Annotated in this window: 21 protein-coding genes; 14 read left to right on the top strand and 7 right to left on the bottom strand. The window is 38.3% G+C overall.

What is annotated here, in order from left to right; genetic code table 11:
* The 3 genes from A5N85_RS00345 to A5N85_RS16835 form a co-directional block, all read left to right on the top strand.
* On the top strand, window positions 1-348 hold a 348-nt coding region (locus A5N85_RS00345), incomplete at its 5' end, for an IS630 transposase-related protein (RefSeq protein ID WP_072575432.1).
* Window positions 291-617, top strand: coding sequence for a transposase (locus tag A5N85_RS16840; RefSeq protein WP_143143131.1), 327 nt, complete (start codon window positions 291-293; stop codon window positions 615-617). The genes A5N85_RS00345 and A5N85_RS16840, both read left to right, overlap by 58 nt.
* A gap of 5 nt (window positions 618-622) precedes the next feature.
* Window positions 623-835, top strand: coding sequence for a transposase (locus A5N85_RS16835; RefSeq protein WP_143143130.1), 213 nt, complete (start codon window positions 623-625; stop codon window positions 833-835).
* Window positions 836-1,053: 218 nt separating this feature from the next.
* Here the strand turns inward: A5N85_RS16835 and A5N85_RS00335 are convergent, their stop codons facing one another.
* The 3 genes from A5N85_RS00335 to A5N85_RS00325 form a co-directional block, all read right to left on the bottom strand.
* Window positions 1,054-2,136: a PDDEXK family nuclease gene (locus A5N85_RS00335; RefSeq protein WP_169818589.1), complete on the bottom strand. Its 1,083-nt coding sequence runs from the start codon at window positions 2,134-2,136 to the stop codon at window positions 1,054-1,056.
* A 108-nt stretch (window positions 2,137-2,244) separates the two neighbouring features.
* Window positions 2,245-3,000 (bottom strand): PP2C family protein-serine/threonine phosphatase, encoded by a 756-nt coding sequence (locus A5N85_RS00330; protein WP_084601438.1) that lies wholly within the window; start codon window positions 2,998-3,000, stop codon window positions 2,245-2,247.
* Window positions 3,001-3,025: 25 nt separating this feature from the next.
* Complete coding sequence (locus tag A5N85_RS00325) at window positions 3,026-3,352, bottom strand: hypothetical protein (protein WP_072575429.1); 327 nt, start codon at window positions 3,350-3,352, stop codon at window positions 3,026-3,028.
* A 445-nt stretch (window positions 3,353-3,797) separates the two neighbouring features.
* Between A5N85_RS00325 and typA the strand changes: the two genes are divergently transcribed.
* From typA to A5N85_RS00310, 3 genes are all read left to right on the top strand, one after another.
* Window positions 3,798-5,618 carry a translational GTPase TypA gene (gene typA, locus A5N85_RS00320; protein WP_072575435.1) on the top strand — a complete coding sequence of 607 codons (1,821 nt, stop codon included), beginning with the start codon at window positions 3,798-3,800 and terminating at the stop codon, window positions 5,616-5,618.
* 118 nt (window positions 5,619-5,736) lie between these two features.
* On the top strand, window positions 5,737-6,177 hold the full coding sequence (locus tag A5N85_RS00315; protein ID WP_072575428.1) for a hypothetical protein: 441 nt from the start codon (window positions 5,737-5,739) through the stop codon (window positions 6,175-6,177).
* 665 nt (window positions 6,178-6,842) lie between these two features.
* Window positions 6,843-9,647, top strand: coding sequence for a valine--tRNA ligase (locus tag A5N85_RS00310; RefSeq protein ID WP_072575434.1), 2,805 nt, complete (start codon window positions 6,843-6,845; stop codon window positions 9,645-9,647).
* Between the two features lie 373 nt (window positions 9,648-10,020).
* Here the strand turns inward: A5N85_RS00310 and A5N85_RS00305 are convergent, their stop codons facing one another.
* Both A5N85_RS00305 and A5N85_RS00300 read right to left on the bottom strand, forming a co-directional pair.
* Entirely contained in the window at window positions 10,021-10,338 is a 318-nt protein-coding gene (locus A5N85_RS00305; protein WP_072575427.1) for a rhodanese-like domain-containing protein, read from the bottom strand.
* A gap of 1 nt (window position 10,339) precedes the next feature.
* Window positions 10,340-10,678 (bottom strand): carboxymuconolactone decarboxylase family protein, encoded by a 339-nt coding sequence (locus tag A5N85_RS00300; protein ID WP_072575426.1) that lies wholly within the window; start codon window positions 10,676-10,678, stop codon window positions 10,340-10,342.
* Between the two features lie 81 nt (window positions 10,679-10,759).
* Between A5N85_RS00300 and A5N85_RS00295 the strand changes: the two genes are divergently transcribed.
* Window positions 10,760-11,665 (top strand): helix-turn-helix domain-containing protein, encoded by a 906-nt coding sequence (locus A5N85_RS00295; protein ID WP_072575425.1) that lies wholly within the window; start codon window positions 10,760-10,762, stop codon window positions 11,663-11,665.
* Between the two features lie 86 nt (window positions 11,666-11,751).
* Here the strand turns inward: A5N85_RS00295 and lpdA are convergent, their stop codons facing one another.
* Both lpdA and trxB read right to left on the bottom strand, forming a co-directional pair.
* Window positions 11,752-13,512, bottom strand: a complete 1,761-nt coding sequence (lpdA, locus tag A5N85_RS00290; protein WP_072575424.1) for a dihydrolipoyl dehydrogenase — start codon at window positions 13,510-13,512, stop codon at window positions 11,752-11,754.
* A 20-nt stretch (window positions 13,513-13,532) separates the two neighbouring features.
* The gene (gene trxB, locus A5N85_RS00285; protein ID WP_072575423.1) at window positions 13,533-14,480 is read right to left on the bottom strand and encodes a thioredoxin-disulfide reductase; all 948 of its coding nucleotides are present in this window, start codon (window positions 14,478-14,480) and stop codon (window positions 13,533-13,535) included.
* A gap of 88 nt (window positions 14,481-14,568) precedes the next feature.
* Here trxB and ruvX point away from each other — a divergent pair, with 88 nt between their 5' ends.
* The 7 genes from ruvX to A5N85_RS00250 all read left to right on the top strand — a co-directional run.
* Window positions 14,569-14,973 carry a Holliday junction resolvase RuvX gene (gene ruvX / locus A5N85_RS00280; protein WP_245935986.1) on the top strand — a complete coding sequence of 135 codons (405 nt, stop codon included), beginning with the start codon at window positions 14,569-14,571 and terminating at the stop codon, window positions 14,971-14,973.
* A 64-nt stretch (window positions 14,974-15,037) separates the two neighbouring features.
* A complete protein-coding gene (locus tag A5N85_RS00275) occupies window positions 15,038-15,421 on the top strand; it encodes a response regulator (protein ID WP_072575421.1) in 384 nt (127 codons plus the stop codon).
* A gap of 14 nt (window positions 15,422-15,435) precedes the next feature.
* Entirely contained in the window at window positions 15,436-15,798 is a 363-nt protein-coding gene (locus A5N85_RS00270; RefSeq protein ID WP_072575420.1) for a response regulator, read from the top strand.
* The gene (locus tag A5N85_RS00265; protein ID WP_072575419.1) at window positions 15,795-16,316 is read left to right on the top strand and encodes a chemotaxis protein CheW; all 522 of its coding nucleotides are present in this window, start codon (window positions 15,795-15,797) and stop codon (window positions 16,314-16,316) included. Before A5N85_RS00270 ends, A5N85_RS00265 begins: the two co-directional genes overlap by 4 nt.
* 11 nt (window positions 16,317-16,327) lie before the next feature.
* Window positions 16,328-17,641, top strand: a complete 1,314-nt coding sequence (locus tag A5N85_RS00260; protein ID WP_245935987.1) for a methyl-accepting chemotaxis protein — start codon at window positions 16,328-16,330, stop codon at window positions 17,639-17,641.
* A gap of 35 nt (window positions 17,642-17,676) precedes the next feature.
* Entirely contained in the window at window positions 17,677-18,495 is an 819-nt protein-coding gene (locus A5N85_RS00255; protein ID WP_072575418.1) for a hypothetical protein, read from the top strand.
* A 110-nt stretch (window positions 18,496-18,605) separates the two neighbouring features.
* A partial coding sequence (locus A5N85_RS00250; RefSeq protein WP_143143128.1) for an Hpt domain-containing protein occupies window positions 18,606-22,534 on the top strand: 3,929 nt, incomplete at its 3' end.

Below are 22,534 nucleotides of genomic sequence, written 5' to 3'. Positions count from 1 at the left end.
TGCCGCCAATTCCGACAGAAAATTCTTAACGATATTGCTAATGGAGAAACTTGGCGCGCTGTTGCAAAGCGCTACAAGATCAGCAAATTCACCGTCTATAGCTGGATTAAAAATCCCCATCCTAAAGGCTTTACTGAGCGTAAGCCCTCAAAGATTGATGATGAAGCCTTGCTTAAGGATATTGAGCAGTATCCTGATGATTACCAATGGGAAAGAGCTAGACGTTTTAATTGCTCGCAATCAGCGATTTGTTATGCTCTAAAGCGACTAAAGATAACGCATAAAAAAAGATTAACCAACATCCAAAAGCCGACACAGAGAAAAGAGAGCACTTTCAAGAACAAATAGTAGATAAGACCGCTCAAGACAAACCGATAGTCTATCTTGATGAATGTGGTTTTAAAGCCTTTGATCATAGACCTTATGGCTACAGCACAAAAGGACAAGTTTGTCATGGAAGTGATAACTGGCATTTAAAGAACCAGAGCAATGCGATTGGAGCCATTATCAATGGAGAATTGTTTGCCTTACGCTTATATGATGGTTCTATTAACAGCGATATTTTCTCTCATTGGGTGAGAGAAGCACTGTTACCTGAGTTACCTAAAACAGTGTAATTGTCATGGACAATGCCGCTTTTCATAAACGCAGTGATATTCAAGCAATCATTGAAGAGCATGGGCATGAGATAGTTTGGTTACCCCCTTATAGTCCAGACTTAAATCCCATTGAAAAGATGTGGGCTTGGATTAAGCAAATCCGCAAAGAATGGCGGATGGATTGTATTGATACTTTATTCTTTTATCTGCTTTGGATTGGGTTGGGCTTTAGATGATTGCACTATAGCAGGGTTACTAAAAAATGCATAAAATAAAAACAATAATGCATTGTTTTTGTTTTCTTGTACTTGTATGCATTTTTTGGGAATTTTGCGATAGTGAGATTTATCAAAAAGTGAAATAGAAAAGCTAAGAAACCGCTTGACGATTGGAAAAAATACGCCAAACGGTTCTTTAATTAAATCGCTAAACCACTAGGGTATTATTCAATACTTTATTTAAAGTATTTTAGATTAGGATAGCGGCGGGAAAGCGTTGCTTTTAAATACTCGGAATATGCCTTTGCAAACTGCTCTCTATCTATCAGTTTGATCGCTAAAAATTTATCTTGTGCTAAGGATTTTTCTTCTTGTCTACAGCTTTCCGTAAACTCCCCTGTGGTAATAACCATGAGGATTATTGGTGTATCTGCGAATTCTTCTACCCTTAGTTCTTTAATTTGCGTCTGTATCTCTTCTAAAATCTGATGAAGTTCATCTACATCAATAGGGCTATCCGCTCTGTTTGGCAATATTTTAATAATGAGATTCAATGAAAAATCATCAAAAATATCGTGTGTTGTCCAGATAATATCGGATGTTTTTTGATAGACTTCTAGGTCGCCTGGAAGAATGCTTCCTTTTGGCAACAAATCAGCAATCATGCCTTTAAGGTGTAATAGCTGTAAATCAGGAGAGCATAAAACTTGTAACGTTTGCTGATGGTAGAACTCATAAGCATTCTTTCTAAAATTCAGTAATAAATTTTGGGATAAAACCAATGGAATATCCTCAAGACAATTATTGGCAGAAGTAACCGTTTGTCTATGCCCTAATGCTGTTTGTATATTATCAGGAGCATTTTTTCTAAAAATAGGCTGTTTATCATTTAAAAACTCAATATTCCAACGATAAGCAGAATCCTCTGCAACTTTATCGGCTAAGTAAACAGGTCCTTCTCCTACTGCTTTGGCAATATAAAAATCTTTTTCATCAGGTATTAAAAGATAGTCGCCTGCTTTAATTTCATGTAGAAAACGATAAATACTGCCAGCGGCTTGAGCAATAGAAGCTTCTCCATTTGCATAATAATCAGCATGATGACGCAATTGCGCTTTAATCTCTGCTTGAGTAACCCCTGCATGATGCACGCCTTCTAATTTCGCCCAACCAAGAATAGCCTGATTGCTTGCTAAAACCTCCTCTAATTGACTAACTTCACCCGGCGCAACGCGCACAATAAAGCATTGTTGGTTGTTGGTTGTTGGTTGTTGGTTGTTGGTTGTTGGTTGTTGGTTGTTGGTTTTCCATGGTATCAAACTCCTGAAATTAAATTGAAAATAGTTTACTTTGTATAAAAGTGAAAAATAATGTTTTCATTCCTCCTTTCTCTATCTTTAATTCAAAATTTATTGCTTCGATACAGGTTAACAGCGCTGTGCGCATACAATCGAACAATCATCATAAAAGCGCGTTTGCCTAACCGCTTTACGCAAAGCCCTTAACCGAGCGCATAAATCCGCTTCGCTCTGCCAAATATTCTCTAACTGCTCATGTGATAAAGCATCATGCAATCCATCCGTGCATAACAATAGCGCTTCACCTGCTTGCAATGTCCCCTTAGCAAAAAACGGACGCAAATATTCATCGCATTCCTCATCTGCCACCAAACATTGTTCCAACATATTATATACATCCGAATATTTCACACCCTCTTGTGCCTCACCAGCGGCTATCATTCGATTTAATTCCGTATGGTCATGGCTTAGCTGCTGCCAGTATCCCTCTTTGCTAATCAAATACACTCGACTATCGCCAACATTGCATAAGGAAAACGTGCCATCTGTCTCGATTACCGCACCTGCAATCGTCGTGCTAGAACCAAACGCTACCGCTCCTACCTCATCATAAAATCGATCAAAATGCGTACGGAAGAATTCGCGATTCGCGCTACCATTTCTGCCCCAAGCATTTGCCCAAAATCGACTGGCAAGATGCGATTGCTCGCTACTAAAAACGCCATCCGCGACGGCTACTCGAATGGGAAAGGCAATATTCTCCACTAACCGCACTTTATTCATTTTCATCGCAAGCATTTCTTTGCCATTAAACAAAGCATCTTGCGTGCGAGTTTTACCTTGACCACACATTTGCGCAAAAGCGGTTTGAAAATTCAGCATCATATCTCCTCAATGATTAAAAAACGGCTTATTCTTGGGGAATTTTTTCGCTTATCCTTTCTGCAAAGTAAATCATTCCATCAATAAATGGATCATTCACTTCCTTAGCATTGTAATAAAAGCGTAATGTATAAAGTTTTTCTTTTACCTGTCTGGCGACCACTTGCTTAACGGGATTTCCAGCTTCATTTTCTTGGTCAATATAAGATTGAATACTTGCGCATAAAGTATCAATTAAATCAAACCATCCCTCACCACATTCAAACCCTCTTGACATACAAGAATTTTCATCATGACGAAGAGCAAAAATTTTGGGGTATTTTTCGCATAAAAGATTATCAAGTTCTTCATTCATATGGTGTTACTCCTAATAATTACACTTGCTATCAGAACGCGGAATAGCTTGTTCATTCTATCTAAAGACACAAATTGAGCAACATGAGTGTTTATGGATAAATAAAACTCATCAAAAACACAAAAACCATAAGAAAAAAAATGAAAAATTCCGAACCTTACAGCGCCTTAAAGCCTTTTATAGGTTGGGCAAATTTTATGTAATTTTTATTTATATAAAAATCATATAGTTATAAATATTCACATTTTTCATTGCGCCATCAATCTAGGAAAAAAGCGCAAAAATATTATTTTATTAGAATATAGTAATGTTTGATTGATGCTGCACCACATCAGAAATTAAACAAATCATGAGATAAGAAGAGGGCGAACAGAAAGCAGTTTTTGTTTTCAGAGATTTAGCTATATAATGCGCGCCTTTATTTTGACTGGATATTTTTGTGAGCATTACCCACGACGATGTTTCTAAAATTCGTAATATTGCTATTGTCGCCCACGTTGACCATGGTAAAACCACGCTGGTAGACCAGCTTTTTCGTCAATCTGATACGTTAGCGGAACGCGCAGAAGTGTATGACCGTATGATGGACTCGATGGATTTGGAACGCGAGCGCGGCATCACTATCATGGCAAAAAATACCGCCATTCGTTGGAAGGATTACCAAATCAATATTGTCGATACCCCCGGACACGCCGATTTTGGTGGAGAAGTTGAGCGGGTATTGTCGATGGTGGATTGTGTATTACTTTTAGTGGATGCAATGGATGGTCCGATGCCACAAACGCGCTTTGTGACTCAAAAGGCATTTAATATGGGGCTACATCCGATTGTTGTCATCAATAAGATTGACCGTCCCGGCGCAAGACCCGATTGGGTACTGAATGAAACCTTCGATTTATTTGATCGGTTAGGCGCAACGGATGAACAGCTAGATTTTCCAATCGTCTATGCTTCTGGATTAAATGGTTATGCTGGTGATAACCCAGATATCCGTGAAGGAGATATGACGTATTTATTTGAAGCGATTGTTAATCATGTCAATCCGCCACAGGTTGACCGTGAAAAGCCTTTTAGAATGCAAGTTTCTTCATTAGATTACTCAACTTATACGGGCGTTATTGGTGTTGGAAGAATTGAGCGCGGAACCATTCGTAAAAATACACCCGTAAAAGTCATTGGTCGTGAAGGCGACATTCGAACTGGTCGTGTTTTACAAATTTTTAAATTTTTAGGGCTCGAAAAAGTAGAAGTGGATGAAGCTGCTGCTGGCGATATTATCTCTTTTACAGGGATTGACCCACTTTATATTTCAGATACGCTTTGTGACCCAAACCATGTGGAAGCTTTACCCAGCTTAAGCGTTGATGAACCAACAATGAGTATGACTTTCCAAGTCAATACGTCTCCATTTGCAGGGCGTGAAGGAAAGTTTGTTACCTCTCGTCAAATCCAAGAGCGTCTTGAGCGTGAGTTAATTCATAATGTGGCTTTGCGTGTTGAGCAAATGGATGACCCAGATAAGTTTAAAGTTAGTGGTCGCGGTGAATTGCATCTTTCGGTTTTAATTGAAACCATGCGTCGCGAAGGTTATGAGCTTGGCGTTTCTCGTCCTGAAGTTATCTTTAGAGAAGTGGATGGGGTTAAGCAAGAGCCTTATGAGTTTGTTGTGCTAGATATTGATGAACAAAATCAGGGTGGCGTAATGGAGCGCATGGGCGAGCGTAAAGGGGATTTACAAAATATGATTCCAGACGGCAAAGGGCGTGTCCGTTTAGAATATATCATCCCAACACGCGGACTCATTGGTTTTCAAACGGAATTTATGACGTTAACCAGCGGTAGCGGTTTAAAATTCCAAACGTTTGACCATTATGGTCCAATGAAAGAGGGCTTAGGAAAAACGCGTCATAACGGTGTATTGGTTGCGATGGCACCCGGAAAAGCATTGGCTTATGCTTTATATAATTTACAAGATCGTGGTCGTTTGTTTATCGGTCATGGTGATGAAGTCTATGAAGGAATGGTGATTGGTATTCATAGTCGCGATAATGATTTGGTTGTTAACCCGCTAAAAGCGAAACAACTTACCAATATGCGTGCGGCAGGCTCAGATGAGAACCTTATCTTAACGCCACCAATTCGTAATACTTTAGAGCAAGCGTTAGAATTTATTGATGAGGATGAACTGGTAGAAGTTACGCCTAAATCAATTCGAATTCGGAAAAAACTTCTCACTGAAAATGAGCGCAAACGCGCTAAAAAATAAAGGTTAAAAGCGGCTTTAGCCGCTTTTTTAGTAAGCAGCATTCATCAGTAAAATAAAACTGCTTTTTTGAAAGTATTATGGTTATAATTTCCGATAACAATAATAAAAGGAAAATTAAATGAAAAAGGGAATAATTTTAGTCTTACTTGCGGCAGCGATTTATCCATACGCAATGGATTATTACAAAAATCATTTTGGTGCAGGTAGCTATGAGGTTGCTAGTAGTGCTGCTGAGCTTGCTAAGAAACTTTCTGAGAAGCTACCTTGGCATCAAGGGTATTTAACGTATACTTCGGTAACAGACTCGGTTGGTTCATTGATTTTTTCTGTTGAAGATAGCTTACCTATTGTGGGAGGTGCTTTGACGACAGACCAAGCCAGATTAAGAGATAGTACATGGCTACCTTTTTTAAAGGCCTACACCTGTCAAAACAAAACTCTCAGAAAAGCCATAGATGAAGGTATCGTTAATAATGTTTATTATCAATTTACCGCTCATGGCGCACAGGTGAATTACAATAAGCTTTTAGTGACAAAAGAAAATTGCACTTTATTTTAAAATTATCTCCGCCTAAACAATATAGCTAAATTTCTTTAACTCGCATACAGCGTTATGCTCGTTTTGCCGTACTGAGGTTGGCTGTCTGTGGTTCGTCAGTTTGTATGCAGCTAAACCTATTCAGCTATAAAAGCCGATTATGACTCTTTTTATTTATCATCAAAAAGGTTTTATTTATCATCAAAAAGGCGAAAGAAGCAGCACTACTTTAATTTTCGGTGATGGTTTGAAAAGTATACTAGACATACTCTTACAAAAAATACTTCTTTTAATATATTGATATTTAAATATTTAACTGCCATTGGATTATTTGATAGTATTCCAGAATACTTTTCAAACCACTATTTAATCTTCTATAGCAGGGCTCCCGGAAAATGCATACCGTACTTGGAGATAAGATGCTGTTTTCAAAGTGTATATTGAGTTAACGTTGTATACATTTTTTGGGAAGTGGGCTATAAGATGAGACCTTTGCAAAATTCTGTTTTACGTGAATTTTTACTACTAGTAGAAAAATAACAACATGACTTTAATATGTTTTTAAAATTCAGAAAATTCAAAATTCTCCATTTTGTTGTTTTTTGCAAAGGTCTCAAGATGCTAAATATGCCTTGCTACGGTAGAATATCTCACTTTTGAATTGACGAGACAGTGATATGACAGAAATGGCAACCCGTTATCAACCCACAGAAATTGAGCGTAAATGGTATGACGCTTGGGAAGAAAGTGGACAATTTGCGCCTTCTGGTGAAGGAAAATCCTACGCAATTATGATTCCGCCGCCAAATGTAACGGGCAGCTTACATATGGGACACGCTTTCCAAGATACCATTATGGATATGCTCATTCGTTATCACCGAATGAAAGGCGATAATACGCTATGGCAACCCGGTTCTGACCATGCTGGAATTGCTACGCAAATGGTGGTGGAAAGACGCTTAAATGCGCAAGGGAAGACGCGCCATGATTTAGGGCGAGAGGATTTTATTGAGGCCATTTGGCAATGGAAAGGCGAGAGCGGTGGCAATATTATGCGTCAACTGCGTCGTTTAGGGGCTTCTTTAGACTGGTCTCGTGAGCGTTTTACCATGGATGAGCAAATGAGCCGCGCAGTGCGCGAGCTGTTTGTGCGTTGGTATGATGAAGGCTTGATTTATCGCGGTAAACGCTTAGTGAATTGGGATCCTGTGCTAAAAACGGCGATTTCTGATTTAGAGGTCGAAAATCGAGAAGAACAAGGCAAAATGTATCATGTGCGCTATCCCTTTGTTAAAGGACAAGGATTAGATGGTGAATACATGCATATTGCCACCACGCGTCCAGAAACGATTTTAGCGGATGGGGCGCTGGCAGTGCATCCAGAAGATAGTCGTTATCAGCATTTATTAGGTAAAAAAGTCCATGTACCAATGACAGATAGGATTATTCCTATAATTGCCGATGAATATGTGGAAATGGACTTTGGAACAGGGTGCGTCAAAATCACACCAGCACATGATTTTAATGACTATGCGGTCGGGCAGCGTCATACCATGGAAGTGATTAACTTAATGAACCCTGATGCGACGCTCAATGAAAATGCGCCAAAAGAGTATCAAGGTTTAGACCGTTGGGTGGCGCGAGATAAAATCGTCGCAGATTTAGAAGCAGCTGAACTATTAGAAAAAATCGAACCTCATTTGATGAAGCGTCCTTACGGTGATCGTAGTGGTGTGGTCATTGAACCTTATTTGACAGACCAATGGTTCGTTGATTTAACGAGAGAAACGCAAGAAAACGGTCAAGCCGGCGGTTATATTCGTTTAACCAAGCCAGCAATTGATGCGGTGCGCGAAAAGCGGATCCGATTTGTGCCTGAAAACTGGCAAAACACCTATTTTCACTGGATGGAAAACTTACAAGATTGGTGTATTTCTCGCCAGCTATGGTGGGGACATCGTATTCCTGCTTGGTATGATGAAGCAGGTAATATCTATGTTGCTGAAAACGAAACCTTAGTGCGTGAAAAATATGGGCTTGCTGAGGACGTAGTGCTTACGCAAGATGAAGACGTATTAGATACTTGGTTTAGCTCTGGTCTATGGCCATTTGCCACACAAGGCTGGCCCGAACAAACAGAAGCCTTAAAAACCTTTTATCCTGGCAATGTATTAGTGACGGGATTTGATATTATTTTCTTCTGGGTCGCGCGGATGGTGCTGATGGGGCTTTACTGTATGGATGGTGAAGTGCCATTTAAAGACGTTTACATTCATGGCTTAGTGCGGGATGCCAATGGACAAAAAATGTCGAAGTCTAAAGGTAATGTCATTGACCCGATTGATGTGATTGACGGTATTGATTTAGAAGCGTTAGTGGCAAAGCGTACCGACAGCATGATGCAACCACAGTTGGCAGAAAAAATTACTAAACAAACGCGTGAAGAATATCCAGAAGGCATACCGCCGTGTGGAACAGATGCGTTGCGCTTTAGCTTTGCGGCACAGGCTACCAGTGGGCGTGATATTTTATTTGATATTAAGCGAGTAGAAGGCTATCGTAATTTCTGTAATAAGCTTTGGAATGCGGCGCGTTTTGTGTTGATGCAAACCGATGAGAAAACGATTACTCAGCCAGCGCAGCTCACAGATGCCGCGGATAGGTGGATTAGCGCACGATTAGATGCCACCATTGCAGAAGTGCGTAAAGCAATTGATAGCTATCGTTTTGATTTTGCAGCGAGTGCGCTTTACGAATTTATCTGGAATGACTATTGCGATTGGTATTTAGAATTGGTCAAGCCCGTTCTTTCTAAAAACCATTCTGATGATACACAAAAAGCCCATACGCGTTGGGTATTGCTTAATACCTTAGAAACTGTATTACGCCTTGCACATCCAATTATGCCTTTTATCACCGAAGAAATCTGGCAACAAATTGCCCCTAAACTCGGTATCAGCGAAGGATTATTGATGGCACAGTCTTATCCTGAATCGAAAAACTATCAGGATGATGTCGCTGAAGCAGAAATGACATGGGTGCAAAACGTCTTACTCGGCATTCGCAAAATTCGTGGCGAAATGAATATCTCGCCGGGTAAAGCCCTCAACGTCTTGCTAGAAAATGCTGGTGAATATGAAAAACGACTATTAGCCGCCCAAGAAACGCGCCTAAAAACGATCGGTAAATTGGAAAGTTTGACCGTGATTGATGGCAATGCACCTGAAAGCGCTACTGCGGTGGTTGGTAATATGAATATTCTGATTCCATTGGCAGGACTGATTGATAAAGAAGCAGAGCTTGCGCGCTTAGATAAAGAAATTGAAAAGCTCAATAAAAATATGATGCGCTTAGAAGGGCAGCTTAATAACGAGAAATTTACCGCCAAAGCACCAGCAGAATTGGTGGAGCAAACTCGTTTGCAACTCGCACAAGATAAAGAGCATGTACAAGCGCTCACCGCACAACGCGAAAAAGTCGCGCAAATGTAATCATAGACTTAATCTAATGAGTAATGAGCATACGGTGAAGCGAAAGTAAAGCCGTATGTTTATAAAAATATTATCAAAAATAAACTGTTTGTATTTTGAAGGCTTTAGATTAGCAGGAACAAACTGAGACCTTTGCAAAAAACAACAAAATAGAGAATTTTTGAATTTTAAAAATATATTAAAATCATAGTGCTATTTTTCTGCTAGTAGTAAAAATTCATGTAAAACGGAATTTTGCAAAGCTCTCAAACTATTAATCTAGAGCCAATACTTTTATTTATTGAGGATTGGAATAAATACTGCCACCCAATACTTTTTATTATTTATTGGATGGCAGTATCAATTTATACTGAAAAGTATGCAAACGATTCGTTTATTCTGTCTTCACTGCGCCAGTTTTTTCTAAATCGGCGAAGCCACCTAAATCTTGCACGTTTGTGTAACCAGCTTCTACTAATGCAGCTTTTGCTTTTGCTGAACGGTTTCCGCTACGGCAATAAAGTAAAATGCGATCATCTTTAGCGTAACCTGCTTTTTTTACTAATTCAACGATTTCATGGTGGGGCATATTAGCAGCGCCCGCAATATGTCCTTCACTATATTCTTGCGGTGTACGAACATCTACCCAAACCGTTTCTGCCCAGAGCGGTAATATAGCTGAAGCTATGGCTGCAAGTAAAAGCTTACGCATTTTACTCTCCTGTTAATGCGGCATGCGCATCAAGTACGCGCGCAGAATAAACCATTGCAGCGCCTGCATTCATCGCAACAGCAACACCAAGTGCAGCAACAATTTCTTCTTGTGTGCAGCCTGCTTTAATAGCAGCATCTGTATGGACATCAATACAGCCATCACAGCGAGTAGTGACTGCACAAGCAAGTGAAATAAGTTCGCGTGTTTTTGCATCTAAAACGCCACCTTCGTTGGCTTTAGCAAGGGTTTGATAGCCTTTCATGGTATCAGGAGAAAGTTTGCTAAATCCGCCTAAACGTTGCATTAGTTGGGTTTTGTATTGTTTCCAGTCAAGCATGGGAATGTCTCCGTTGTGAATAAAAACGTTATTATGAAGGTTTGTTGTTATACTTTACAGACGTTTTTATTGCAAAAAATCATGGAAAAGTCTCAAATTAATTTAGCGTCTTTATTGTCTTTAATGGATTTGCGAACGCAAGTAGATGTGTTTTGCCGTTTATCAAAAGGGTTTGCATTTGAGCATGATGCGCTCAACCAAGGAGCTTATTTTCATCTTATTTTAAAAGGAAATTGTTTTTTATGTGCTAATAATCAGGAAAAAATCGCTTTAACTGCAGGCGATTTTTGCTTATGGACAGATACTAGTGTACATTGGATTGTTTCTGGTTCGAATTCAAAATCAACGGTTGAAGCCCATCAACATGGATTAAGGCAAAGAGTCTCTGGAAATGATATTCATATGTTATGTGGGAGTTTTGTTGCACAAAATGCTGCTGCGATAGAGATTTTAAAGATGATGCCTACACCATTAGTGGTCTCTCTGAAAGGGGTAAGGCAATTAGAAATGCTAGCCGATTTGATTCGTGAAGAAGCAATGGCAGGTAAGGAGGGATGTATCAAGGTGATTACAGCATTATGTGAGGTGTTATTACTGTTTGCATTTAGGCAGTTGGAACATACGCAAGAGGAAAGTCTGTTACCACTTTTTGCTGATAAAGGATTGGCACGAGTGGCGGCGAAAATTTTATCTAATCCCGCTGCGCGGTATTCGATAGAAACATTGGCACAAACAGCGAATCTCTCTCGAGCAACTTTTATCCGGCGTTTTTCTAAGGCGACAGGAATGACGGTACAAGCTTTTGTTCGATTGTTAAGATTGTCTAAGGCGGCACAAGTATTGCGAGAAGAACGTTATTTATCTATTGGTCAGGTGGCAGAAATTGCGGGATATCAATCAGAAAGTGCATTTACAGAAGCATTTGTTAAACGATTTGGTTGTACGCCGGCAGTGTTTCGCCGGCAATTTTCTGAAGATGTTATATAGGTTTTCCAAAAAATATTTTATTGCTTTTATTTCCGAGTATTTAGTTGTAGCGTAAAAAAACGCGCCGAAGCGCGTTTTTGTCAGATTTATTTTTTACGTTGTGGTGGAAGGTCTGTGCAGCTGCCTTCATAGACTTCCGCCACTAAACCAATACTTTCTCCTAGTGTTGGATGCGGATGGATGGTTAAGGCAATATCTGCAGGGACAGCATTCATCTCAATGGCTAAGGCAATTTCACCAATCATATCTCCTGCATTAGGTCCAACAATTCCGCCACCAATAACTCTGCCGGTTTCTTTATCGACGATAAGTTTGGTAAATCCATCTTCGCAGCCATTAGCAATAGCGCGACCAGATGCCGCCCAAGGGAAAATGGCTTTTTCAATACTTAGGTTATCATTTTTGGCTTGTGCTTCTGTCACACCGACCCAAGCAACTTCAGGTGAAGTATAAGCCACACCTGGAATCACACGCGCGTCGAAGTAGGCTTTATGTCCAGCGGCTACTTCTGCAGCAACATGTGCTTCGTGAACGGCTTTATGCGCTAACATTGGTTGACCAACGATATCGCCAATGGCAAAGATATGCGCTTGATTGGTACGCATTTGTTTATCTACAGGGATAAAACCACGTTCATCAACTTGTACAGAAGCGGCCTCAATGTTAAGTGATTTACCATTAGGGCGACGGCCAACAGCAACTAAAACACGGTCATAACGTTGCGCTTCTTTTGGTGCATTTTTACCTTCAAAGCTGACGTAGATACCATCGTCTTTGGCTTCTGCACCAACGGTTTTGGTTTCTGTCATTACGGTTTCAAATAGGTTTGGATTGCGCTTTTGCCAGACTTTGACGAGGTCTTTATCAGCACCTGCCATTAAACCATCAAGCATTTCTACTACATCAATTTTACTGCCTAATGCGTGATAAACTGTTGCCATTTCTAATCCGATAATGCCCCCACCAATGACTAGCATTCTTTCTGGAACATCTTGCAGTTTGAGTGCGCCAGTAGAGTCGATAACACGAGGATCTTCTGGCATGAATGGAAGTTTGACGCTTTCACTACCCGCCGCAATAATACATTGCTTAAAGGTGACTTTTTTCTCTCCATCAGCGGTTTTAACGGTTAATTCATGGCTGCCACTAAATTGCGCAGTTCCCTGAATAACAGTTACTTTTCGAGATTTTGCCATTCCTGCTAATCCGCCTGTGAGCTTTTTGATGACACTTTCTTTATGGCTACGCAGTGCGTCTAAATCTACTTTTGGCTCAGCAAAGCTAACACCTGCTTTTGCTAAACTAGCTGCTTCTTCCATTACTTCGGTGACGTGTAAAAGCGCTTTAGATGGAATACAGCCGACATTTAAGCATACACCGCCAAGTGTTGAATAGCGTTCGATTAGGGTAACATTTAAACCTAAATCAGCAGCTCGAAAAGCTGCTGAGTAACCACCAGGACCAGCGCCTAATACGACTAAATCAACAGCACCATCAGGTGCAGATGTTGTGGTTAATTGAGTAGCTACTGACTTGGGAGTGGATGTTTCTGATTTTGGTTCAGATGCTTTTGGTTCTGTTTGCGACTTTTCTTGTTCGCTAGAACTGTCATTGCTTTCAATCGTGCCAATACTATCACCAGTAGAAACTTTATCGCCGACTTTGACGGTTAAAGCAGTGATTTTTCCTGCAACAGTTGCGGGTACTTCCATAGAAGCTTTGTCTGACTCTAAAACAATCAGAGAATCATCAACAGAAACAGTATCGCCTTCTTTTACTAAAACTTCAATAACATCAACGGCATCAAAATCACCGATATCAGGGATAATAATAGATTGACTAGACATATTTTTCTCCTAAAAGATAATTAGACTTTCTGTTCTGTGCTGAGGTAGCGTTCGGCATCTAAAGCTGCCATACAACCGGTTCCGGCAGAAGTAATGGCTTGACGATAAACATGGTCCATCACATCACCTGCGGCAAAGATGCCAGCAATACTGGTTTGAGTTGCGTTGCCATCTAAGCCACTTTGTACTTTAAGATAGCCATTGTGCATTTCTAATTGCCCAGTAAAGATATCAGTATTGGGGTGATGTCCAATGGCAATAAAAATACCATCTACTTTAATTTGCTCTTGTTGACCATCATTAAATTGGATATTGGCACCGGTGACACCACTATTATCCCCAATAACTTCTTGTAATTGTGCATTAAGTTTAAGAATGATTTTTCCTTCTTTCACTTTTTCCATCAGTTGATCAATCATAATTTTTTCTGCTCGAAAGCTGTCTCGACGATGGACTAAGATGACTTGGCTAGCAAGTTTTGCAAGATAAAGGGCTTCCTCTACGGCTGTATTCCCACCACCAACAACCATGACAGGTTTGTTGCGATAGAAAAAGCCATCACAAGTCGCACAGGCAGAAACGCCTCTGCCTTTAAATTTCGTTTCTGAATCTAGTCCCAGATATTTAGCACTTGCGCCTGTGGCAATGATGACACTATCAGCAGTATAAGTTTCTTTTTCGCCTTTAAGGATAAAGGGGCGATTTTGAAAATCAACGGAAAAAATATAGTCATTGATAATGGTTGTTTCAAAACGCTCTGCGTGTTTGAGCATGTTTTGCATGAGTTCTGGACCTTCGATACCATTGAAGGCGCCCGGCCAGTTATCTACTTCGGTGGTTGTCATTAACTGGCCACCTTGTTCTAATCCTGTAATCATAACGGGAGATAGTCCTGCACGCGCTGCATAAATAGCAGCTGTATAGCCAGCTGGACCTGCACCAATAATTATTAGTTTGTGATGAGTCATAATGGTTTCCTAAATTTAGAGCAAGAGAGACTTGCTCATAATAAATCATCAAGGCATTATAACGGTTCATTGATAAATGGGGATAGTGATGTCTGTGAAATGGATTTTAGGAATTGATGTTGGTAGTAAAAAAACAGGTGTCGCGGTGGGGCAAACTGTAACTGGACAAGCTCGCCCATTAGCCCTAATTTGCAAACCCATTTCTCAATTACAAGCAAATAATTTTTCATTATTTATCAAAGAATGGTCTGTTAGTTGCATTGTTCTAGGGTTACCACAATTGGCGGATAAAAAACTTCATCCACTTGAAAAATCTATTCGAGCGTTAGCAAATGCATTAGAGAAAACCTTTTCTCTTCCTGTTTATTTTGCTGATGAAACCTTAAGTAGTCATGAAGCAAAACAGCGTTTTGGCTCTCGAAAAGAGTATGATAGTGCAGCAGCAGCAGTAATGATTGAAGATTTTATTGCCAGTAATGGCTATCGCATTTAGTGTATTTAAGTTATCCTATAGTTAATGATAGCAAGGTTTGCTAGTGATTTTTTAAGGAGAAAAAGTGGCTCAAGATAATAGTGCAGTAAAAGTGCTGATTGTTGACGATAGTGGCACTATCCGTAAAACAGCTGAAGCAATTTTAGGGAAAGAAGGCTATACAGTAGCGACAGCAGAAGACGGTTTTGCTGCTTTCTCTAAAATTATTTCTTTTAAACCAACAGTTATTTTTCTTGACATCATGATGCCTCGATTAGACGGTTACCAAGTCTGTTCGGTAATTAAAAGTAATGCGGAATTTAAAGATACGCCAGTCATTATGCTTTCTAGTAAAGATAGTGTTTTTGATAAAGCGCGTGGAAAAATTGCAGGTTCTGAGTGTTTTATGACCAAACCATTTTCAAGAGACGAGTTGCTTGAAGCTATTCGTAAATACGTAGCAGCTTAACGAAAGGAAAAATAATGACAAAAATACTAATAGTAGACGATTCTCCAACGGAAGCTAATATTGTTCGTAGTTTGTTAGAAGAAGTGGGCTATGAAGTTTTATGGGCTGATAATGCCGATAAAGGTATACAAATGGCTACCGAGCAGCAACCGAATGTTATTTTAATGGATGTGGTTATGCCAGGAATGAGTGGTTTTCAGGCAACGCGAAAATTAACGCGTAATCCTCAAACACAAAATATTCCTATTTTAATGCTCACAACTAAAGACCAAAAAACAGACGAGATTTGGGGAATTCGTAATGGCGCAAAAAAATATATGGTTAAGCCCCCTGAAAAAGAAAAGCTATTGCAAGAAATTAAAGAGTTGTTGGGATGAATGCCGAAGTACAGGCGCTAAAAATGCCTTTTGAAATTCTTTTGGGATATCAGCAGCAATATTTGTCACGTAAAGAAACGCAGACACAAACGCAAACCTCTAATGATAGCTATTTAGCATTTAAAGCAGGTAATGAATATTATTTACTGAGTATGACAAATGTATTTGAAGTTGCAACAGATATCAATACCATTACTCCTTTACCTTTTACACCAGTATGGTTGCTAGGTTTAACTAGCCGACGGACAGATATTTATTCAGTAGTTGAATTAAAAAGTTTTATTGACAAAGCAGTACGTCCAAGTCCAAAAAATATTGGCAGTTATATTATTTTGAGGGAAGCAGGGCAAGGATATATTTTAAAAGTGGATATTGTATTTGGCATTCGTGAATATTCAGTTACGTCTTTGCAAACTCAGCAAAGCTGGATAGATGGTCATATACATTTAGAAGATAAGAATTGGTTAAGGATTAACTTGGGTAATCTAGTGACAGATAACTCATTTATTCAATTTTAAAGGCGGATAAGATGATGAAATTCGGAAAGAAATCGAATGTTGATAAATCAGTCAAGGATGAAAATCAAAAGTTTAAATTACCTGCTGTTATCATTAGTGTATTAACAGCAATCGTTATTATTGCATTGCTTGCAGGATTATTTGTGGGTTCTCCAGAGGAGCCTTTAAGTATTGCAGGTTTTGTACTCACATATGCAAATATTAGATGGATTTTTGTCTTTTCAGTATTATTAGCTTTTATCTCAGCCGTTTTATGGTTTAGTCATTTTCAAATTCAATCTTCTAAAGTTAGAGATATTATGGTTCGTCAAGAAATGCGCGAACGACAAAATCAAGATGCTATCTTGCGGTTAATGGATGAATTAACGGAATTTTCTAATGGTGATCTTACGGTAGAAGCGCAAGTAACAGAGGAATTTACAGGCGCAATCGCAGATTCTGTAAACTATGCGATTGAGTCTATGCGTGAATTAGTAGGTACAATTAACAGAACTTCTGCTCGTGTTTCAGATGCTTCTGCTAGTACAAGAGAAATTGCAGAGCAAATGCAACAAGCTTCTATTGAAGAAGCTGAAAAAATTCACTCAATTACTCAAATTGTTGCCAATATGGTGAAATCACTTGACCATGTGGCATCAAGTTCAACTGATTCAGCTGAAATCGCTCATAACTCAGTTAATATTGCTCAAGATGGCGCTAAACGAGTAAATGATACTATCGGAGGTATGAATGTTATTCGAGAAAATATTCAAGAAACATCAAAGCGGATTAAGCGTCTTGGCGAAAGTTCTCAAGAAATTGGTAATATTGTTGAAATTATTAAAGGTATTGCTGATCAAACAAATATTTTGGCTTTAAATGCTGCGATTCAGGCAACTTCAGCGGGAGAAGCAGGAAGAGGGTTTGCGGTAGTTGCTGATGAAGTTCAGCGCTTAGCAGAACGCTCATCTAACGCTACCAAACGAATAGAATCACTTGTTAAAACGATTCAAACAGATACAAATGAAGCTGTTGCCTCCATGGAAAGATCCACTCGTGAAGTAGTTTTAGGAGCGAATCTTGCTGAAGAAGCAGGTACTTCACTAAATCGTATTCAAGAAGTTTCTACTTCATTAGCAGCAATGATTGAAAGAGTGTCTGATTCAACACGAAAAGTTTCTTCAATGGCCGAAGGAATTTCAACAGATATGATGCAAATTAACCATATGGCAACAAAAACTTCTGAGAACGTTATTAAAACTTCTGATTCTATTGCAAATTTGAGTCGCTTATCGGCAGAATTAGAAGAATCAGTTTCAGGGTTTAAATTGCCTCAAGGATATTAATTATTTGCCATTGGGAAGGCTTGTAAGGGGAATACATGAGTAACGAGATTGCTAACCAACTTTTAGCGCGCGTTCGAAGTGAAATGGTGCGAAACATCACCATGGTTAAGAAGCAACTGACAGAATGGCTAGAACGTCCTGAGTCAGGTGGGATAAACAGTTTTTGTGAACTATTAGCAGAAGTTAGCGGTGGGTTAGCATTACTTGAAAAGAATAATGCCACAGAACTTAGCAATGTTATTCAGAAAAGCGTTAAGGTTCTAAACGATAAATTTCACCAGAAAAAAATAACAGGTGCACAATTCAGTGAAATTGGTGCTGAGATTGCCTCTGGTCTATTATTATTAAATAGTTATATTGAAAAGCTAGGAAATGAGCAGCCTAGTGATGAACGCAATATTTCTGAAGCGGTTGTAGCGATTGATTCTATCATTTCTGGTAATGGTTTAGTACACATTCAAGCACAACCAAACATTGATAGAGAAACCTATCAAGCATTAGCTGCAAAAGTCACAGAGGTTATTGAAACAAGCCGTAACCAAATTGAGCAATATCGGTTAAATCCAGACAAACAATTTAATTTAGAGACTTTAATAGGACATAATAAAAATTTAATTAGTCTTTTTGAAGTATTAAATTTAAAAGCACCACAGCTTTTGCTCAATCAAATTAACCAAATGTTAAAAGAGCAGCTTTCAGAATCTCAATGGATTGATATTGCTGAAGCTATGATCTTGGTAGAAGATGCTTTGCAATATACGGATGGACTATCACAAGAGCGTGTTGAAAATTATCAAGAAGCAATAGATGCTCAAATTCATCATTCTAGAGCCATTGAAGTCCAAATATATTAAAAAACACGGGCGAGACAGCATGTCAATTTATAGAGGGATTTAGAAAATTATTAACAAAAGAAGAAAAATTAAGTTCGGATTATTATTGGTCTGAAATAGCTTTAAAAATAATGCATTATAGTGCGATTGTTAGAGTCGCAAACGAAATTGCTTTAGGGAAAACTTTACAGCAATTAGGTCGAGTATTTTCTGAATTGTCTTTGCAAACCCGTTATGTACCAGAAGCTTATTCATTATTGATAGATGCATTAGTTGGGGCGGAGTATATATTTAGTGATTTGGCAGATACTGCAAAAACAAGTGATAATGATATAAATTTCTTGCGTTCAGCTATTGTTAATTTAATAAAAATTTATCCTATTAGTGTACAAGCAGATACAAAGCTTAATGAATTATTACACCAGTCTTCTCAATTGCATGAAGAGTCAAATGAAGTAATAGAAGAGACAGATTTTGATGAACTTTTGGGTGGTTTGGAAGCTTTAGATGAAAATTTTGATGGTGTTATTGAAGAACAAGTGATAGAAAATGCTGCTGATGAAGGTTTAGAGCAATCTTCCAATGAGAGAACAGTAAATAATGATAGTTCAATCAGTAGTAGTACCGATTTATTAGAAATTTCTTCTATATCAATCATTGAGGACTCAAAAAGTAATGCTTCAAATAATATCATTTCTAGCCAAGTGGTTGGAAATACTGTAAATAGCGATTTTAGACCGTTATCTGAGCAAAGTGATACCTCTCTAGAAAGTGTTCGTGTGCCTGAACAAAAAATGAATTTTGTTCAGAGTCGTGCTGGTGCTGTTATGGATGAGGAAATACGAGAGTTCTTTACTGAAGAATTAGATGAAGTATTAAATGCGATCACAGAAGCTTTACCAGTATGGGAAAATGTACCTCAAGATGAACAGCTGATTGGGGATATTCGCAGAGCATTTCATACGTTAAAAGGTTCAGGGCGTACGGTTGGGTATGAATCTTTAGGAGAGTGTGCTTGGCAACATGAGCAAATGCTTAATAGAATTATTGATAAAACGCTCCATGTTAATAGTGCGATCCAAAATGTCATCAAAGATACTACACGCCTAATTCAGCGTCAGAGAAAAGAAAGTGGTTTCGTTCCCAATGATGGAGCATTATTAACCCAAGCTTATATTGCTGAAAGCTTAACAGAGTTTTTATTGGAAAATCCTCAGGTTAATGATGATGTTGCTATAGCTCAGCTTGAAAGTATTCGCCGTAGTATATTGAGTGATTTAGGTATTACAACTTCTACTTCTTCTGAATTATCAGGTGCTGATAGGGTATCGAGAGAGGATTTAGAGTCTTTAGAACTTCCTACACTTTCGGATAAATCTATTAGTCTCGAAGAAGGTCAAAATCGTCAATCTAATTTAGAGGTTGAAAAAAGTGCTATTGGTAGCAATCATGAAAATTTAGGAGAAAAAGGGTTTTCTGATAATTCTATTCAAAATGTTAGCGCTCAAGAAAATAAAACTGAGACTTCAGATTTTTCTTCATCAGAGGCTACAGTAGTAGAGAATTTAATCTCATTAGATGATAAAAAAGATAAAGTTTCTGAATCTGGTTCCGAAAAGCAAACTTTCGTAGACAATAGTCATTTAAAAGTAGACTTAGATTCTAGTTTAACAAATCATCAAGAATCGGAATTTAAAAATGATAAGTCTATTGACGCTATAGATAATGCTGCTATACAAACAGAAAATACTTTTATAGATAAAGCGTCCTTAGATAATACTGAGTTGGTTAAGGCAGAAAAAACACGAAATCATTCATCTTTAGAAGCAAAAGCGGTTTTTATAGATCAAGAAGTTTCTTTGAAAGAAAATAGTCATAGTCAAGATGATGTGATTAACGTTTCAGTTAATGAGGATAAAAATCAATTAACAGAATCTTTATCCCAAACTACCGAAATAGAATCAGAATCAACTCATCATCAAGATAATTTGATAGCGTTTGAGCTTGATTCATCTTTAAAAATTAGTGAACAAGAGCCAACCACAGTAGTAGAACAGTCTTTATCAGAAGATAATGTTATTGACTTCGAAGAAGTTGAGAATAATAGCTCTCTTAATAAGGATAAAAATCAATTAGCAGAATCTTTATCCCAAACTGCCGAAATAGAATCGGAATCAACTTATCACCAAGATAATCTGGTAGACTTTGCGCTTGACAATGAAGCTTCGGCTTTGCAAACAAATGAAGCAGAACAGTCAACGACAGTAGAACATCATTTATCAGGTGATAACATTATTGATTTTGATTTTGATTTTGAGGAAATTGACACTAAAGATAATGACGCTGTTGATAAAGAAGAGCAGGTTTCAGAGATAGATATTCCTTCGGTAGATTTCTCGGAGTTTTTGACAGTAGAAAATCATTCAACAGATTTGTCTTCCGATAAAAATGCATTTGTATCAGAAAATTTGTCTGAAGTTGCGAGTGGTTCTTTAGAAGTAAAAAGTAAGATAGAAACGAAAGATGAATACATCATGTCATCTGAGGTTCAAGCTTTCTCTGAAAATATAGCTTTAAATAGCGAAATAGAAGAGTTTGGCAGTAAAAATCAGATTACTTCTACTGATGCTTCAATCATAAACGATAATGTTTTTCCACTTGCTGGACGTATTGCAGGACAAGGTTTAGCTGATTTAGATACGCTTACAGTGCCTGAAAGTAAGGCATCACTCGCAAATTCTGCTGCAGAAATAGATGAAGAAATAGTTTTGTTCTTTTTAGAAGAACTTGATGAAAAGATTGCAGAAATAGAAACCAATATAGAAAGCTGGAAACAAAATATAAATGATACAGAAAGTGTTGAGACGCTTCGTCGGGCCTTTCATACCATAAAAGGGTCAGGTAGAACTGTTGGCTATCAAGCATTAGGAGAGTTTGGTGCTCAATATGAGCGTTTACTTAATGATATCAGTGAGCATCGTTATGCAGCTAATAGCCTTATTCAAGAAACAATAGATGACGGTGTAGAGCTATTAAAAACACTTCGCACAGATACTGGTTTTATTGAACATCCTTCTGCACTATTAACTCAAGCATTAGTAGCTGAAGCAATTAGTCATGAGTTACAGCAAAATCCAAATAGTGATCTACAAGCACTCTCTGCAAAGCTTTTTGCAGAAGATTCTGCTGCTTTTTCTCAAGATATATCAATAACGCCTGTAGATTCATTTGTTAATTTTTCTGAAAATGCAACATTAGCGGAATCAAAAGTTGATTTGGAAGATGATAAATATCTTAATGCTTCAATAAATTCTACTGAAATAGAAGCGTCTAATACTGCTAGTGATGTTTCTGATATATCCGCTAAAGGCAAGCAGATAAACTTTTCTTCTCGTTTGGAAGAAGGTTTTGATAATGTTAGTGCTTCTAATAATGTAACTTCCCATTCTTTGAGTGGCACTCATTATCAAACAAAAGAGCGCTCGGATTTGATAAAAGAGCTAGCTCAGTTTTTAGAAAAAAGTTTATCAGATGACGTTTTAGATGCAGAAGAAGCAAATTTATTATCGACTGTTTTGCAGAGTAAACTAAAACAGGCGGATTTTGATTTTTCTGATGAACAATTATCTATATTTTCTAAAGAAGTCGCTGCTCAATTAACAGGAAAAATATCAGAATCTACCGTTAGCGAACTATTAACAGGTAATTCAGCTGATACTTTACCTAGCGATTTTTCCGTTCAGTCTGCTAAAGAGTCTTATCAGAAAAATGAATCGTCTATAGCACTTCCTTATCAAAATATTGCTGCTATATTGACGAGAAGTTTACAAATGCAGCCTATTGATGAAGATGATGAAAAAGCATTAGCAACAGCATTTAAACAAGAATTAGCTGCGCTAGATATTGAGCAAGAAAATATTTCGAATGCATTATCGCAGCATTTAGGTCATTGGATTGCGCAACAGAATAATAGTGAGGCGTATAAGACTTTACTAGATAGGGTAGTAAGGCACTTACCTTCATCTTCAGTGCAAGCTTCTTTGCCAAAGCAATACCAACA

Source organism: Suttonella ornithocola, from assembly GCF_001889065.1.
Classification (GTDB): Bacteria; Pseudomonadota; Gammaproteobacteria; order Cardiobacteriales; family Cardiobacteriaceae; genus Suttonella_A; species Suttonella_A ornithocola.
The sequence above is the reverse complement of the archived record's forward strand: the minus strand, read 5'-3'. Positions and strand labels throughout refer to the sequence as shown.

Coding starts and splice junctions, on each gene's coding strand:
- A5N85_RS16835 (WP_143143130.1), top strand. CDS start 623: ATGGACAATGCCGCTTTTCATAAACGCAGTGATATTCAAGCAATCATT.
- A5N85_RS00330 (WP_084601438.1), bottom strand. CDS start 3,000: ATGATGCTGAATTTTCAAACCGCTTTTGCGCAAATGTGTGGTCAAGGT.
- A5N85_RS00325 (WP_072575429.1), bottom strand. CDS start 3,352: ATGAATGAAGAACTTGATAATCTTTTATGCGAAAAATACCCCAAAATT.
- A5N85_RS00315 (WP_072575428.1), top strand. CDS start 5,737: ATGAAAAAGGGAATAATTTTAGTCTTACTTGCGGCAGCGATTTATCCA.
- A5N85_RS00310 (WP_072575434.1), top strand. CDS start 6,843: ATGGCAACCCGTTATCAACCCACAGAAATTGAGCGTAAATGGTATGAC.
- A5N85_RS00305 (WP_072575427.1), bottom strand. CDS start 10,338: ATGCGTAAGCTTTTACTTGCAGCCATAGCTTCAGCTATATTACCGCTC.
- A5N85_RS00300 (WP_072575426.1), bottom strand. CDS start 10,678: ATGCTTGACTGGAAACAATACAAAACCCAACTAATGCAACGTTTAGGC.
- A5N85_RS00295 (WP_072575425.1), top strand. CDS start 10,760: ATGGAAAAGTCTCAAATTAATTTAGCGTCTTTATTGTCTTTAATGGAT.
- lpdA (WP_072575424.1), bottom strand. CDS start 13,512: ATGTCTAGTCAATCTATTATTATCCCTGATATCGGTGATTTTGATGCC.
- trxB (WP_072575423.1), bottom strand. CDS start 14,480: ATGACTCATCACAAACTAATAATTATTGGTGCAGGTCCAGCTGGCTAT.
- ruvX (WP_245935986.1), top strand. CDS start 14,569: ATGTCTGTGAAATGGATTTTAGGAATTGATGTTGGTAGTAAAAAAACA.
- A5N85_RS00270 (WP_072575420.1), top strand. CDS start 15,436: ATGACAAAAATACTAATAGTAGACGATTCTCCAACGGAAGCTAATATT.
- A5N85_RS00265 (WP_072575419.1), top strand. CDS start 15,795: ATGAATGCCGAAGTACAGGCGCTAAAAATGCCTTTTGAAATTCTTTTG.
- A5N85_RS00260 (WP_245935987.1), top strand. CDS start 16,328: ATGATGAAATTCGGAAAGAAATCGAATGTTGATAAATCAGTCAAGGAT.
- A5N85_RS00255 (WP_072575418.1), top strand. CDS start 17,677: ATGAGTAACGAGATTGCTAACCAACTTTTAGCGCGCGTTCGAAGTGAA.